The organism is Azospirillum sp. BE72 (assembly GCF_031455875.1).
Lineage (GTDB): Bacteria > Pseudomonadota > Alphaproteobacteria > Azospirillales > Azospirillaceae > Azospirillum.
Window position 1 is genome coordinate 135,861 of sequence record NZ_JAVDTO010000012.1, and the last position, 14,814, is coordinate 150,674.

Annotated in this window: 13 protein-coding genes; 5 read left to right on the forward strand and 8 right to left on the reverse strand. The window is 71.3% G+C overall.

Annotation, left to right across the window (positions count from 1 at the left end; genetic code table 11):
• Positions 1-67: 67 nt before the first annotated feature.
• Positions 68-634, forward strand: a complete 567-nt coding sequence (locus J2Y49_RS23610) for an MAPEG family protein (RefSeq protein ID WP_310117420.1) — start codon at positions 68-70, stop codon at positions 632-634.
• Here the strand turns inward: J2Y49_RS23610 and J2Y49_RS23615 are convergent.
• Both J2Y49_RS23615 and J2Y49_RS23620 read right to left on the reverse strand, forming a co-directional pair.
• Positions 573-1,523, reverse strand: coding sequence for a glycosyltransferase family A protein (locus J2Y49_RS23615; RefSeq protein WP_310117421.1), 951 nt, complete (start codon positions 1,521-1,523; stop codon positions 573-575). The two genes, J2Y49_RS23610 and J2Y49_RS23615, sit on opposite strands and share 62 nt — an antisense overlap.
• Positions 1,520-2,929, reverse strand: coding sequence for a hypothetical protein (locus tag J2Y49_RS23620; protein WP_310117422.1), 1,410 nt, complete (start codon positions 2,927-2,929; stop codon positions 1,520-1,522). Before J2Y49_RS23620 ends, J2Y49_RS23615 begins: the two co-directional genes overlap by 4 nt.
• Before the next feature lie 256 nt (positions 2,930-3,185).
• Between J2Y49_RS23620 and J2Y49_RS23625 the strand changes: the two genes are divergently transcribed.
• The gene (locus tag J2Y49_RS23625) at positions 3,186-5,114 is read left to right on the forward strand and encodes a right-handed parallel beta-helix repeat-containing protein (protein WP_310117423.1); all 1,929 of its coding nucleotides are present in this window, start codon (positions 3,186-3,188) and stop codon (positions 5,112-5,114) included.
• 180 nt (positions 5,115-5,294) lie between these two features.
• Here J2Y49_RS23625 and J2Y49_RS23630 read toward each other — a convergent pair whose 3' ends face one another.
• The 4 genes from J2Y49_RS23630 to hemC all read right to left on the reverse strand — a co-directional run bounded on the left by J2Y49_RS23630 (position 5,295) and on the right by hemC (position 10,303).
• Positions 5,295-6,644, reverse strand: a complete 1,350-nt coding sequence (locus J2Y49_RS23630; RefSeq protein WP_310117424.1) for a heme biosynthesis HemY N-terminal domain-containing protein — start codon at positions 6,642-6,644, stop codon at positions 5,295-5,297.
• Positions 6,641-8,431 carry a mitofilin family membrane protein gene (locus tag J2Y49_RS23635; RefSeq protein ID WP_310117425.1) on the reverse strand — a complete coding sequence of 597 codons (1,791 nt, stop codon included), beginning with the start codon at positions 8,429-8,431 and terminating at the stop codon, positions 6,641-6,643. The genes J2Y49_RS23630 and J2Y49_RS23635 overlap by 4 nt, the downstream gene beginning before the upstream one ends.
• Positions 8,432-8,567: 136 nt before the next feature.
• Positions 8,568-9,284, reverse strand: a complete 717-nt coding sequence (locus J2Y49_RS23640) for a uroporphyrinogen-III synthase (protein ID WP_310117426.1) — start codon at positions 9,282-9,284, stop codon at positions 8,568-8,570.
• An 80-nt stretch (positions 9,285-9,364) separates the two neighbouring features.
• Entirely contained in the window at positions 9,365-10,303 is a 939-nt protein-coding gene (gene hemC / locus J2Y49_RS23645) for a hydroxymethylbilane synthase (RefSeq protein WP_310117427.1), read from the reverse strand.
• A gap of 158 nt (positions 10,304-10,461) precedes the next feature.
• On the opposite strand from hemC, the gene tsaD reads away from it, so the two are divergent.
• Complete coding sequence (tsaD, locus tag J2Y49_RS23650) at positions 10,462-11,535, forward strand: tRNA (adenosine(37)-N6)-threonylcarbamoyltransferase complex transferase subunit TsaD (protein WP_310117428.1); 1,074 nt, start codon at positions 10,462-10,464, stop codon at positions 11,533-11,535.
• Between the two features lie 185 nt (positions 11,536-11,720).
• Positions 11,721-12,740: an NAD(P)H-dependent glycerol-3-phosphate dehydrogenase gene (locus J2Y49_RS23655; protein WP_310117429.1), complete on the forward strand. Its 1,020-nt coding sequence runs from the start codon at positions 11,721-11,723 to the stop codon at positions 12,738-12,740.
• Positions 12,741-12,746: 6 nt separating this feature from the next.
• Here the strand turns inward: J2Y49_RS23655 and J2Y49_RS23660 are convergent, their stop codons facing one another.
• Positions 12,747-13,595: a LytTR family DNA-binding domain-containing protein gene (locus J2Y49_RS23660; RefSeq protein ID WP_310117430.1), complete on the reverse strand. Its 849-nt coding sequence runs from the start codon at positions 13,593-13,595 to the stop codon at positions 12,747-12,749.
• Positions 13,596-13,640: 45 nt separating this feature from the next.
• Between J2Y49_RS23660 and J2Y49_RS23665 the strand changes: the two genes are divergently transcribed.
• Complete coding sequence (locus J2Y49_RS23665; protein ID WP_310117431.1) at positions 13,641-14,096, forward strand: DUF2141 domain-containing protein; 456 nt, start codon at positions 13,641-13,643, stop codon at positions 14,094-14,096.
• On the opposite strand, the gene J2Y49_RS23670 is transcribed toward J2Y49_RS23665, so the two are convergent.
• Positions 14,080-14,799, reverse strand: coding sequence for a YafY family protein (locus J2Y49_RS23670; protein WP_310117432.1), 720 nt, complete (start codon positions 14,797-14,799; stop codon positions 14,080-14,082). The genes J2Y49_RS23665 and J2Y49_RS23670 overlap by 17 nt on opposite strands.
• Positions 14,800-14,814: the final 15 nt, after the last annotated feature.

Genomic DNA, 14,814 nt, shown 5'->3' on the forward strand with positions numbered 1-14,814 from the left:
GTCTTTTCCAGATGGGAAGGACCGGCGCCTTTGTCGAATCCCCGACCTGTGACGGAGCCCCGCCCCGATGTCCGACAGCAGCCTTCACCAAGGCGCCCCCCGTAGGCGCAAGTCCCTGATCCGCGGCGCCCTTATGCTGAACGGGGCGTCGATGGTGGTGACGGCGCTGCTGTTCGTCCTGCTGCTGTCGCTGGTGGCGCCGCCGCTGGGCGTCAACGCGCCGGGCGCGCGGATGGCGCTGTGGGCGCGGCTGGCGGTCTGGCCGGCGCTGGTGATGTTCGGCATGGTCGTCGGGGTGATGGCGATGCGCGGGCGCACCCAGGCCTTCAACCCGGTCGAGGACCCCGAATCGCGCGGCCAGCGCGTCGCCCAGCGGGTGCTGGCCAACAGCGTGGAGCAGTCCGCCATCTTCGTGCCGGCGCTGGCCGCCCTGGTCGCCACCCTGCCGCAGCCCTCGCTGGGGGCGGCGGTCGTGGCGACCGGGCTGTTCGTGCTGGGGCGGCTGCTGTTCTGGGCGGGCTATCTGGTGCATCCCTTCGCGCGGGCGCCGGGTATGGCGATGACGCTGACCGTCAATCTGATCGTGCTGGGCTGGGCCGTTCTGCTGCAACTGGGCGGGATGCAGCCCGGCTGACCGGCTTTTCAACAGGCGGTGCGCTGGCCGGGGCCGCCGTCTTCGCCAGATGCAGCCAGCGGCGGTAGGCCTCGGCGCTCACCGGGGCGCGGTGCTTCAGGCCGATGCGGAGGATCTGCGGCAGGGCCAGCAGCACCTTCAGGTCGGTCATCCGCGGTCCATGGCGCAGGTTCTTCCAGCTGTTGCCGGCCCAACTGCGTGCCAGCCGCCACGCCATCAGCGAGGAGGGGCAGCGCGCCACCTCGCGGATCAGGTCGTTGCGGTGGTTGTAGAAGCGCTCCATCCCCGGCTTGCGGCCCTTCTCGCTCTTGTCGTGGTAGACCATGATTTCGGGCAGGGCCACGACGCGATAGCCGGCGCCGACCAGCCGCAGGCAGCGGTCCTTCTCCTCCCCCTGGCGATACAGTTCCGGCATGTAGAGGCCGACCTGCTCGACCGCGTTGCGCCGCAGCAGATGGCCGCAGCCGACATACCAGGGTACATCGAAGGGCGCGGCCCCCTTGGGGAAATAGACCAGCCCGTCGCGCGTCTCGATGTTGCAGGCAACGGCGGCGACCTCCGGGTTCTGCTCCAGATAGGCGACGCAGCGGGCCAGCCCGTCGGGGTCCTCGAACCAGCTGTCGTCGTCGACCGACAGGATGCAGTCGCCGGTGGTGTTCACGAAGCCGAAGTTGCGGGCCAGGATCAGCCCGCCATTGTGCGGCTGGCGGACGTAGCGGACGGTGGGGAACTCCGCCCGCATCATCGCGCCGGTGCCGTCGCTGGAGCCGTCGTCGATGACGATGATCTCCATCGGCGGGGTGGTCTGGTTCATCAGCCGGGTCAGCGCGATGCGCAGTTCCGGCCCGCGGTTGTAGGTGGCGATGACGGCGCTGACGGTCAGCGTCATGACGGCTCCCTTCGAGCGATGTGGGGCGGCGCCACCACCGGACGCAGCGGGTCGTCCTCCAGGATCCCCCAGGCCCGCAGGGCGCGGGTCAGCCCGATCCACAGCAGGATCGGCAGCAGCGAGAAGAAGCCGAACTTCACGATGGTGATGTTGCCGTCGCGGAACCATTGCAGGCACAGCGGCAGGAAGGCGCAGTAGAACAGCACGGCGTAGCGGTTGCGGAACCCGTCGGTCCAGAACCAGCGGTGCAGCCGCCCCAGGATCAGGCCGACCACCACCATGGTGACGATCATGCCGATCCAGCCGGCGCTCATCCAGCCGTCGCCCGGCAGCGAGGTGGTCAGGTTGTAGAAGACGCCGTAGTCGTTCAGGTCCACCCATTTCACCGGCGCGCCGACCGGCTTGTCCGGCCACAGCAGGCGTGGGATCGGTTCGGTGAACAGCTGCAGATACTGGGTGAACCAGGTGTAGGTGGCCGACTGCTTCGGCACCACCCACAGGATGTAGGCGAGGAAGTCGAAGTTGGCCAGATCCTGGCCGGCCAGCGCGTCGATCGCCCGGCCACCGCCGCTGCCGCCGTTGAACCTCAACAGGACCGAGGGCGGCGCGTCGCCGGCCAGCACGTCGCGGAAGGCGTCGCGGTTGTTGCCCAGCAGCGTGAACAGCCCCAGCACCGGAACCGCGGCCAGCGCATGCCACAGCCGGAACCATTTGGTGCGCGTGCGGTACAGCATCAGCAGCACCAGACCCAGGATGCCCATGATGATCGCCCAGCGGCCCCAGCCCAGATAGGCGCGGTAGGCGACGAAGCCGGCGAAGGGGAGGAAGGACAGCGGGTGGAACCGGCAGATCCAGATCAGCCCCAGCGTCAGCGGCAGGCCCATCGAATGGGCTTCGGCGATGTAGCCGGTGGTGTTGGTGTAGATCGGCTGTCCGGTCAGCGGATCGCGTTCCATCTGCACGTCGCCGGTGCCGTCGAAGCTGGCGCCGCCCTGGCGCTGGATCGCCGAATAGATGGCGAGCGGACCCAGCAGCGCCGCGGTGGTCAGGAAGGCCACCACATCGACGCGGTCGAAGGTGAAGGACGGCGCCGGCTCCCCGTTGGGCGTCCAATCGGGACGGACCATCCCGGCCCAGGTACAGGCGGCGGCGAAGGCGACCAGCCCGACCGAACTGACCACCAGCGTCATGACGAATTGCTGCTCGCTTGGCCAGAAGCCCATGAACAGCCAGACGTCGTTGAAATTCTGCGTGTGGACCAGGATCGGCCGCATGACGAAGACCAGAGCATGGAAGATCAGGTACAGCGTCAGCGGATGGAACATCGATGCGCTGCCGGTGCTGAAGAACACCGCGATCACCAGCACCAGCACCAGGACCTGCGCGATCAGCGCCATTTCGATCATCGGCAAACAGTCCCCGGTTGTAGGCTTCGCTTCCAGGCCCGGCCGACCGGGGCGCTTGGGCGGGCAAGCGGGTACGACCGGCCGGTCAGGCTAGGATGAAAAGCCAGCCTATACGTCCCGTCCCGGCCCGGCAGGGGTGCAGAGGGCGTGGCCCCTTCGCACCCGCACACCCCCTTCGCGCTTTTGCCGGTCCCGCGGGCCTGGGTCAGTCTCCCCCCTTCGGCGGAAGGACTGCCGCAACGGAGGAGCTTTCTTCATGCCCCGTTCCCAACCCGATTCCTGGAGCCGCGCAGCCCGCATCCTGGCGATGTGCGCGTTCCTGCTGCCCGCCGCCGGATGGGGACCGGCGGCCGCGGCGGAGACGACCTTCTACGTGTCGCCAACCGGAAACGACCGTTGGTCCGGCCGCCTGCCCCAGCCGTCGGCAGACGGGCGCGATGGCCCCTTCGCCACCCCGGCCCGTGCGCTGGCCGCCGCCAAGGGGGGCGGGCCGGCGACGGTGCGTCTGCATGGCGGCATCTACCGGCTGACCAAGCCGCTGGTGGTGGACGGCTCGCTGACGGGGCTGCGGCTGACGGCGGTGGAGGGCGAACAGCCGGTTCTGTCGGGCGGGGAGGCGGTGGGCGGCGCGCAGATGGCGAACGGCGTGCTGTCGGCGCCGCTGGCGCGCGATCCCGGACTGGACGTCTCCATCGGCGGCCCTGACGGCGGGCAACGCCTGGAGGCGGCGCGCAGCGGCGACTTCAATCCCGGCGACCCGCGCAGCGGCTGGTTCCCGGCCAAGGCGGTGCAATCCGGTCCCAAAAGTCCCGGATCCAAGCGGCAGATGCGGGTTCCGCCGGGCGTGCTGAAGGCCGCTTGGGCCGGGCCGGGGGTGCGGGCGCAGGCGCTGGACCGCGAGCGCCTGTCAGACGATTTGCTGGGGGTGGCGTCCGCCGATCCGAACGGGCTGCTGAGCTTCGGCGGCGACGGGCAGTATCCGTACCGCGACGGCTCCACCGTGCGGTTGCTCGGCCATCCCGATTTCCTGACGCGGCCGGGCGAGTTCGCCTGGGACGCCAAAGCCAGGCGGCTGCTGGTGAAGCCGCCGACCGGGCTCGACAGCGGGCGGGCGGAACTGGTGGTGGCGAGGACGGCCAATCTTCTCCGGCTGGACAACGCCCGCGACGTGACGGTGGAGGGGCTGACCTTCACCGACGTGCCGTGGGACGGCAGCGCCGTGCTGGCGAAGGGCGGCAGCGGCCTGCGCATCGCCGGCAACCGCTTCGCCCTGGTCGGCACCGCGGTCACGCTGGACGGCGCCACGCGCAGCGAGGTGTCGGACAACCGAATGGAGCATCTCGGCCGCTCCGGCATCTTCATGGCGCCGGGAAGCAGCGACAACCGCATCCTCGCCAACCGCATCAGCGACGTGGGCGAGGTGCGCTTCTTCGGCGGCGGAGTGATCGCGGCGGGCATCCGCAACACGCTGATCGCCCACAACGACATCCGGCGCGCGGCGCGCTACGGCATTTCGGTGAAGAACTGGAACCCGCAGACGGTGAACAGCGACAACGTCATCGAATTTAACCGCATCCGCGACACCGCGCGCCAGACCGCCGACGCCGGCGCCATCGAGATGCTGGGCCGCAGCGGCAACGACACCCGCAGCATCGTCCGCTTCAACGACATCCGCGACACCGGCGGCCTCGCCACCGACGCGCAGGGGCGCTGGCTGGTCCGCTACAAAGGGTTCGGCATCTATCTGGACGACATGACCAGCGGCGTGACGGTGCAGGGCAACCTGCTGGAGAACACCGGCGCCGCTGCGGTCTTCCTGCATGGCGGCGACAACAACCGGGTGTCCGACAACATCACCCTGATGACCGACCCGAAGGACCGCTTCCTGCGGCTGGAATGGGTGCCCAGCGCCGGCAGGAACGGCCTGATGCACGGCAACGTCGCCAACGGCAACGTCGTGGCCGCCCCGTCACCGAAGGAGCAGGTCGTCGTCAGCCTGACCGGCGGCGAATACAAGGTCGAGAACACGCAATTGGAGGCGTCGGTGCCCAGCGCCGGAACGGCCGGTCTCGCCAGTGCCGCCAGGGCTGCCGCTCCGCCGGCTGGCGGGCGTCTGCTGGACCGTCTGCTGGCGATGAAGGAACTGCCGCTGGACCGCGTCGGGCCGGAGGGGATGCGGCAGTAAAAACCCTCTCCCGTCGCGGAATCCCCCTCTCCCCCTGGGGAGAGGGTCGGGGTGAGGGGGATGCATAGGGTGGATTCGATAGGAGTGCGGGGAGTGCGCGGCTCTTGAAAATCCTCGCAGCGCGACCCCCTCACCCTAACCCTCTCCCCGGGGGGAGAGGGGACTTTCGGCGTGCCTTCTTCAGGCCGTCGCCGGACGGGCCAGTGCCGGGGGGATGTCGGTCGGTTCCATCACCGGGACGGCGACCGTCGGGGCCTTCCAGGTCAGGCTGTCGAAGGCGCCGCAATGGCCGCACAGCCCGCCCCAATTGTGGCTGACCGCCCCGCAGGAGTTGCAGGTCCACACCGGGTCTTCCGGCGCGTCGGCGGCCTTGGCCAGCCAGTCCTTCGCCGCGTCCTCGTCATGGCGTTCGCTGCGGTCCAGTTCGGCCATCAGGCGATAGGCGCGGCGGGTCGGGCCGATCTCCATGGCGCGGTTCAGGTGCTGGCGCGCCTCGCCCCACAGCTGGGCCTCGATGGCGGCCTGGGCGACGGCGAGATGCGATTCGGCCGAATCCGGGGCCTGACGCACCAGCTTCTGGAACAGGCGGACGCGGGCCAGCGGGTCGTAGCTGGAAACCAGGCCGCGGTAGATCTCGGCCAGTTCCGGATGCGGCGACTGGCGCCATGCCCGCTCCACCACCTTGGCGGCCGGCTTCGGACGGTCGGCGGCCAGCTGCAGGCGGGCAAGACGCACTGCGGCGGGGACGAAGCCCGGCATCATGTCGTGCGCCGCCTGGGCGTGCGACAGGGCGGAGTCGGCACGGCCGCGGCGCTCCGCCTCGAAGCTGCGCTCCAGCAGCAGGACGGCGCGGTGGCGGCGGCCCTCCTCGGTCGGGATGGCCCCGGCCTGGATCGCCTGCTGCAGCGTGCCCTCGGCGGCGGCCCAGTCACCGGCCTGCGCCTCCAGGTCGTAGAGCGTACCGAGCAGCCAGGGCGTGTTGGGCTGAAGCCCGCGCGCCTTGCGGGCGAGGGTCAGCGCCTCTACCCGGTCGCCCGACTTGATCGCCTGGGTCAGCAGCCCGCGCATGCCGAGGAAGGCCGTCTCCGGCCGCTCCAGCATCGCTTCGAAATATTGCTTGGCGGCGCGCTCGTCGCCCTGCAGCTGGGCGGCCTGGGCCGACAGCAGCATGGTCAGCGGCGGCTCGTTCAGCAGCCCGTCGGCCTTGCGCGCCATCTTGCGCGCGGTCGGCGCGTCGCCGGCGGCGATGGCGACCATGCCCTGGGTCAGGGCGCGGTAGCCGCGTTCGCGGCGGCGGGCACGGCTGTGGCGGCGGATCCGCTGCGGCGTGCGGATCAGCCCGCGGATCAGGCGGTAGCCGAGCGCCGCGATGCCCAGCGCCGCCAGCGTGACCAGCAGGGCGACCCAGAAGGGCGCCTCGACGGAATAGCCCAGCCAATGGACGCTGACTGTGCCGGGACGGTCGGCGAGCCAGATCGCGGCGGCAATGACGACCGCGACCTTCAGAAGGAACCAGAGGGCGCGGGTCATTGGGCCGTCCCCTTCCCGCCGGCGGCGGTGGTCATCAGGGCGATGGCACGGTCGTTCAGCTGGCGGGCGGCCTGATCGGCGGCCAGACGCGCCTTGGCGTCGGTCAGCCACGGGCCGGCGGTCTGCGCGGCCGGACCCTGCAGGGTCGACAGCTCTTCCACCGCCTTGGCCAGATTGCCCTCGCTCAGCGCGGCTTCGGCACGGGCAACGACCGCGTCGGTGGTGGTGCCGACGACCCCGCCGCCTTCACGGCGCACGGTGACCAGGGTGGACAGCTTGCCCACCGCCGAGTCGATCCAGCTGTTGCCCTCGCCGCGGATGTCGGCGCGGACGATCTCGCCGGCCAGCGGTTCGAACCGGTCGGTCAGCTGGGCGCGGGTCGGGATGCCCTTGGCGGCATAGGGCGCCACGGCGTCGAGCGGCTGGGTCACGCCGGCATCGGCGATGTTGAGCGCGCGGACCGCCTGCAGATCCTGCTGGAACGGCTGGCCGCCCGACAGGGAGGCGCGCAGTTGCCCGGCGGCGAGCACCAGCGCCTGGGCGGCGGTGGCGGCATCCTGGCGCTGCGTCACTGCCTGATTGACGCTGGTGACCTGCTGCTTCAGCGAGTCGACCTCGCCGCGCAGCTCTTGTGCAGCCTGGGCGTTGCCGGCGGCGGCGGTGACCTTCTGCTCCAGCGCGGCCAGCCGGTCGGCCAGCGCCTTCTGGGCGTCGGCGACGCCGGTGTCGGGCGCGGCGGCGGCCGGGCGCTGTTCCAGCGCGTCGATCCGCTGGGTCAGGGCCGCGAGGCCGGCGGCGGCTTCGCCGTTGCCGCCATTGCCGGGCGCGGCGGCCGGGCGCTGTTCCAGCTTGCCCACGCGGTCAACGATCTGCTGGATCTGGGCGCGGAGCGCCGGGTCGGCCGGAGCGGCGGCGGGAGACGGGGCAACGGCGGGGGCGGCCGGAGCGGGCCAGCCGGGCAGGGCCGGCCCCCACCAGGGCGCCGACAGGGCGGCGGCACCGACCAGCAGGGCAACCACCGACAGCGCGGTGGCGAAGCCGCTGCCGGAGCGCGGCTCGTCGATATAGGACGGCGTCGGGGCGATGGTCGGACGGGCCGGCTCGGAATCGCTGCGGCTGTAGCCGGCGCTGCCGGTGGTGCCGGACGGCGTCCAGGTGGAGGCCGTCGTCTTCGGCGTGTCGGATACGGTGTCCGGCTTGGCGGCGTCCGACTTGAACGGATCGGCCTTCGCGTCTTCCGCCTTCTCCGTTTCGGACTTCGGCGTGTCGGACAGGCTGTCCGTGGCGCCGATCGGCGTGGCCGGCGGAATCAGGGCGTCGGAGGACTGCAGTTCGGTCACCGGGCCGGCGGTCGTCCCATGGCCGGATGCCGGGGCCGGCGTGTCGGCGCCGGGGATGGTGTCGGCGGGGGAGGCGGCCGGTACCGGATCAACAACCGGGTCCACCACCGGAACCGCATCGGCCGGGATGACGGCGGGGGTGATGAGCGCGGCCGATGCCGCGTCGGTCGGCCGGTCTTCGCTGGGGGTGGCGGCGTCCAGGTCGGCGTCGTCCAGCTTGATGCGGTGCTTGGCGGCGGCGGTGCGCAGGTCGGCATGGCGGGCCAGCGGGATCGCGCCGCGCTTCTTCCAGCCCTGCACCGTCGTCACCGGGGTGTCCAGCTTGTGGGCCATGGGGCGGATGCCGCCGAAACGTTCGACGATGCGGTCGACCGCCGCATTGCCGGTGCTGGCGCCGTCGCCGTCACGGTCGGTGCCGGGGCGTTCGGAGCCTGGACGAGAGGTCATGGGCTGTACCTTCGGTTCGCTGTTGTTCGTCTTAACGTCACAGCCCCCTGACCGGTCCCCCTCGTCCCCCGTACGGCTGACGTACCCACCCGGAAGGACCCCGGGGTGTAAGCCGTACGGCCGGACCGCGCCGGGGTTACCCGGCGACCGGCAACAGATCGAGCAGGGCGTCCTGCTCCGGTCTGGCCGCCACCCGTACGCTTCGCCACGGCGTCACTCCCTCGTCGCCGTACGCACGGGCAGCCTCCGCGACCGCGGGGCTGAGGCAGAACGCATCGACCGTACGACAACAGTCGACCAGCCCCGCCTCGGCCAGCAGCCTAACAAAGGAAACCGCGGTACGGGGAGAGAAAAACAACACGCCGTCGAGTGCCGACGTACGCAAAAATGTCGCGGTATCGTCCGACAGGGTTAGCGCGGGTACGGCATCGTACATCACGCTGCGCCGCAGCGTGAAGCCGGAGCCCCCCAGCAGCCCGGCAAGGTCGCCCGCCACCTTGCTTCCCGCCACATGGAGAAGCGTACCGGCGGACGGGTCGCGCAAACTGCTGACCCGGTCGGCCAGCGCGTACACGTCGCCCGACGCGCTGTCGACCTCTGCGAAACCGGCCGCCCGCGCCGCCCGCGCCGTGGCGTCGCCGACGGCGTGCACCGGACGGTCGCGGCGGCTCGTACGTTTGGAGTAGGCGCGTACGCCGTTCGCGCTGGTGAACAGCAGGGCCTGTACGTCGGACAGGTCCGGTTCCGGACCGTCGAGCCAGACCATCGACAGCATGGGTTCGACCGCGGCGTCGAAGCCGAGCGCCTCCAGCCGGCGGACCAGCGGCTCGGCATCCTCCGCCGGACGCGTCACGAGAAGACGCGTACGACGGGGCGGGGACGAGGGGTCGGGCTGTTTTTCCGTCATGCGGAAAACTCGGCCGAAGGGAGGGATCAGTGCGGCGCGGCGGCGAAGAAATCGGGCGGCAGCTGCGCCCGGATCTCGTTCCCGGCGTCGGCACCCAGCGACTCGGCGTCGGCCGCCTTGCCGCGGCGCTCGGCCCGGAAGATGGTCCGGCCGTCATGGGACAGCACCTTGGCGCGCAGATGCAGGTCCTCGCCGTCCAGCACCGCCAGCGCGGCGATGGGGGTGCGGCAGGAGCCGTCCAGCGCGGCCAGCAGCGCGCGTTCCGCCGTGACGCGGACCATGGTCTCCGCGCAGTTCAGCGGGGCCAGCAGGGCGCGGGTGGCGTCGTCGTCGCTGCGGATCTCGATGCCGATGGCGCCCTGGGCGACCGCGGGCAGCATCGTTTCCGGTTCCAGCACCGCGGTGATGCGGTCGGTCAGGCCGAGGCGGCGCAGGCCGGCCAGCGCCAGCAGGGTGGCGTCGACTTCGCCGGCGTCCAGCTTGGACAGGCGGGTCTGCACGTTGCCGCGCAGGGGAAATATCTTCAAGTCGGGACGCAGTTCCAGCACCTGGGCCTGACGGCGCAGGCCGGCGGTGCCGACCACCGATCCGGCGGGCAGGTCGGCCAGACCGCTGCCGGATCGGGCGAAGAAGGCGTCGCGCGGATCCTCGCGCGGCAGCAGGGTGGCGATCTCCAGGCCGTCGGGAAGCTGGGTCGGCACGTCCTTCATCGAATGGACGGCGAGGTCGGCGCGGCCGTCGAACAGCGCCTCCTCCAGCTCCTTGGTGAACAGGCCCTTTCCGCCCGCTTCCGCCAGGGTGCGGTCGAGGATGCGGTCGCCGGTGGTCTTGAAGACGACGATCTCGATGGCGCCGGGGGCGGCCAGATGCGGATGGGCGGCGATCAGGCGGTCGCGGGTTTCATGGGCCTGCGCCAGCGCCAGCGGGCTGCCGCGCGTCCCGATACGGAGCGGGTGGGTCGTCATAGGGCGTGTTCTAGGGGATCCGCGCAGCTTTGCAAGGATTCGTCTGCCTCTCATACATAAGATTGAGACGGATCAAATTTCACGCGCCCGCCTTCTCGCGCCCGCGTGCGCGCAACTCCATCCTGTACCCGGATGGCCAAGGCGGCTAGTTTGGCGCCATGATCGTTCTTGGAATTGAAACCAGCTGCGACGAGACGGCCGCCGCGATCGTCACCGACGCGCGCGAGATCCGCGCCGACGTCGTGCTGTCGCAGTTGGACGACCACACGCCTTATGGCGGCGTCGTCCCGGAAATCGCCGCCCGCGCCCATCTGGAACATCTGGACGGGCTGATCCGCCGCGCGATGGCGGAGGCCGGGATCGGCTTCGGTGATCTCGACGCGGTGGCGGCCACCGGCGGGCCGGGGCTGATCGGCGGCGTCATCGTCGGCGTCATGACCGCCAAGGCCATCGCCGCGGCGCGCGGGCTGCCCTTCGTCGCCGTCAACCATCTGGAAGGCCACGCGCTGACCGCGCGGCTGACCGACAACGTCGCCTTTCCCTACCTGCTGCTGCTGGTGTCCGGCGGCCATTGCCAGCTTCTGGCGGTGGAGGGGGTGGGGCGCTACCGCCGGCTCGGCACCACCATCGACGACGCGGTGGGCGAGGCCTTCGACAAGACCGCCAAGCTGCTGGGGCTCGGCTATCCCGGCGGGCCGCTGGTGGAGAAGGCGGCGGCACGCGCCACCAATCCGGGACGGTTCGAGCTGCCGCGGCCGATGCTGGGGCGTCCGGGCTGCGATTTTTCCTTTTCCGGGCTGAAGACCGCGGTGCGGCGGCATGTGGAGGAGGTGGGCGCGCCGCTTTCCGATGCGGATCGCGACGACCTCGCCGCCGCCTTCCAGGCGACGGTGGCGGAGGTGCTGGCCGACCGCTGCGCCCGCGCCATCCGCCGCTTCAAGGAGGATCATCCGCAGGGCGGCGCCCTGGTGGTCGCCGGCGGCGTCGCCGCCAACAAGGCGATCCGCAGCCGGTTGGCTACCTTGGCGGAGAAGCAGCGCATGCCGTTCGTCGCCCCGCCGCTGCGGCTGTGCACCGACAATGCGGCGATGATCGCCTGGGCCGGGATCGAGCGCTTCCGCCTGGGCGAGAGCGACCCGCTGAACTTCGCCCCCCGCCCGCGCTGGCCGCTGGACCCCACCGCCGCGCCGGTGATCGGGCGCGCGGGGGTTGGCGCAGGGGTGAAGGCGTGAGAATTTCCCTCTCCCGGCCCGGGAGAGGGAAGGGGCCCGCGAAGCGGGAAGGGTGAGGGGTGAGGCACGAAGCCATGCGGTTCGGGATTCTCGTATTACCCCTCACCCTCCCCACGCCTTCGGTGCGGGTCCCCTCCCTCTCCCGGGGCGGGAGAGGGCTTTGACCGGAATGGATACGTGGTGAGATGACATCGATGCCCTCCTCCTCCCTCAACCGGATCGGCGTCGTCGGCGGCGGCGCCTGGGGAACGGCGCTGGCCCTGGCGGCGTTGCGGGCCGGGCGCGAGACGCTGCTGTGGGCGCGCGAGCCGGCGGTGGTGGAGGCGATGAGCATCCGCCGCGAGAACCGCGATTACCTGCCCGGCGTGCCGCTGCCCGACGCGCTACGGGTCACCGGCGATCTGGCCGATCTCGGCGAGTGCGACGCGGTGCTGCTGGTGTCGCCGGCCCAGCATGCGCGCAGCGTCACCGCGCGGATGGCGCCGCTGCTGAAGCCGGGCGCACCGGTGGTCGTCTGCGCCAAGGGGATCGAGCTGGACAGCCACGCGCTGATGAGCGAGGCGGTCGCGGCCTCCCTGCCGGGCGGCAATCCGGTGGCGATCCTGTCCGGCCCGACCTTCGCGGCGGAGGTGGCGCGCGGGCTGCCGACGGCGGTGACGCTGGCCTGCGCCGACGAGGCGCTGGGCACGGCGCTGGTCGCGGCGCTGGGCAGCCGCACCTTCCGGCCCTACCGCTCGGACGACGTGATCGGCTCGCAGATCGGCGGGGCGGTGAAGAATGTGCTGGCCATCGCCTGCGGCGTGGTCGAGGGGCGGCGGCTGGGCGACAACGCGCGCGCGGCGCTGATCACCCGCGGCTTGGCGGAGATCACCCGGCTGGCGCTGGCGCTCGGCGGCCGGGCGGAGACGCTGATGGGGCTGTCGGGCCTGGGCGACCTGACGCTGACCTGCTCCAGCCTGCAGTCGCGCAACATGTCGCTGGGGGCGGCGCTGGGCGAAGGCAAGGCGCTGGCCGAGATCCTGGCGGTGCGCCGGTCGGTGGCGGAAGGCGTCTACACCGCCGCGGCGGTGGTCGGGCTGGCGGCGAAGCTGGGCGTCGACATGCCGATCTGCGGCGCGGTCGACGCCATCCTGAACCGCGGCGCCGGGCTGGACGAGACCATTGACGGGCTGCTGTCGCGGCCCTTCCGCGGAGAGGGTGTTTAGAGGCGTTCAGGAGACGGCTTTCTCGGTCCAGCCGGCGGCGCGCACCGAGGGCGCGTGGGTGCGGCTGACCGGCACCAGCAGGCCGTTGGTCAACCGCAGCGACAACTTGCCGTCCGGCTTGCGCTCCACCGCCGTCACCGCCGAAGCGGCGACCCAATAGGAGCGGTGGACCTGCCGGCCGTCGATGCCCGCCAGTTCCGCCACCGCGTCGCGCATGCGCATCAGGATCAGGTCGCTGCCCAGCGCGGTATGGACGCGGACGTAATGGTCCTCCATCTCCAGCGCCAGCAGGTCGCGGCCCAGCCTGGACGGGATGCGGTCGAGGAACGGGGCGGGACGGGGCAGGGGCGGGCCGCCGTCGATGGAAGACTCGGGCGGGGCGGGCGGCAGGTGGCCGACGATGCCTTGCTCCCGCAACTCCAGCCACACCGGCAGGGCCGACACCAGGGTGGTGATGACCAGCACATGGCCGAACAGCTCGGCCAACCCGGCGGGGGTGAGGAAATCCTGGCCGCGCAGCTGGTTTTCCAGCAGGGCGACCACCAGGGTCTGCAGGACGCCGACGGTCAGGAAGGCCGCGGCCAGCATCAGCGGCCATGTGCGCTCCAGGTTCGGCAGGACCCGGCGGGCGACCAGCACCACCAGTTCGAACATCGACCAGCCGGTGGCGATCAGCCCGCCCCAGTAGCCAAGCCGCAGCATGAACCCCATTTCGCGGAATGTGCCGAACGGCCCCAGCAGAGCCAATGCTAGGATGGAGCCCGCCAGCAGCGGCAGGCGCCGGCGCAGCATGCGCCTGCCGTAGGGAACGGATGGGGTGGAGGCGGCGCCGTCCGGCATGGTCGCGTCACGCATCGCGCGGTGCCCGGCCGGCCGGGAGCCGCCAGGAAGGATCGGGGAATGAAGGCACGCCGTTGGTTCGCGCGTTGGTTCGCAAGGATGATCGCCCCGGTGACTCTGCTGGCGCTGGCCGCCGCGGGAACGGCCGCCGCGGGGGAGCTTCGCGCAACCGTCCGTAACGTCAAGCCCAATCAGGGCAAGGTGATGATCGCGCTGTTCGACAGCGCCGAGGCCCAGGCGGCGAAGGCGCCGCGCGCCGGCTATTTCGCCGCGGCGGCGGGGACGGATCTGGTCGCGGTCTTCCCCGACCTGCCGGCCGGGCGCTATGGGCTGATCGCCTTCCAGGATCTGGACAACAACGGGGAACTCGCCACCGGACTGTTCGGCATCCCCGCCGAACCGCACGGCTTCAGCCGCTCCGCCCGCGGCAGCTTCGGCCCGCCTGGATTCGACGATTACGCGGTGCCGGTCGGCGCCTCGGGCGTGGCGACGACGGAGATCAGGCTGGTGGAGTGAAGGGCCTCACCCCCGCGCACGAGCCCTCCTCGCGCCAGAGGGCGAGATAGTCCTCCAGTCCGCGGCCGGGGATTTCGTCGAATCGGCGCTCCAGAGCCATCAGGGTCTCCATGCGGTCGATGCGGAAGCTGCGGAACTCCTCGCGCAGTTCGCACCAAGCGCCCAGCGTCCACACCCGGCCCCAGAAGAACAGGCCCAGCGGCTGGACCGCGCGGGCGGAATGGGTGCCGTCCTCGCGCCGGTAGTCGAACAGCACGACGCGTCTGGCGTTGATGGCGCAGCGCAGCACGTCCATCCGCTCGCGCAGAGCGGCAGGGAAGGAGAAGTCGGGGACGAAGACGCGGCTGTCGGCCAGTTCGCGCCGCCGCGCCTCCGGCACCACCGCCTCCACCTTGTCCAGGGCGCGGGCGGCGGCATCGGCGAGCGCGCCGCCGACCCAGGCGCGGGCAAGGCGGGCGCCGACCACCAGCGCCTCCACCTCGTCCCGGGTGAACATCAGCGGCGGCAGGTCGTAGCCGTCGCGCAGCAGATAGCCGACGCCGGCCTCGCCCTCCACCGGCACGCCGGAGGAGGCGAGGTCGCGCATGTCGCGGTAGACGGTGCGCTCCGACACCTCCAGGCAGCGCGCCAGCTCGGCAGCCGTCACCAGCCGCCCCTTGCGGAGATGCTGGACGATCTGGAACAGGCGGTCGGCGCGGCGCATGGAAGCGGCTCGGGA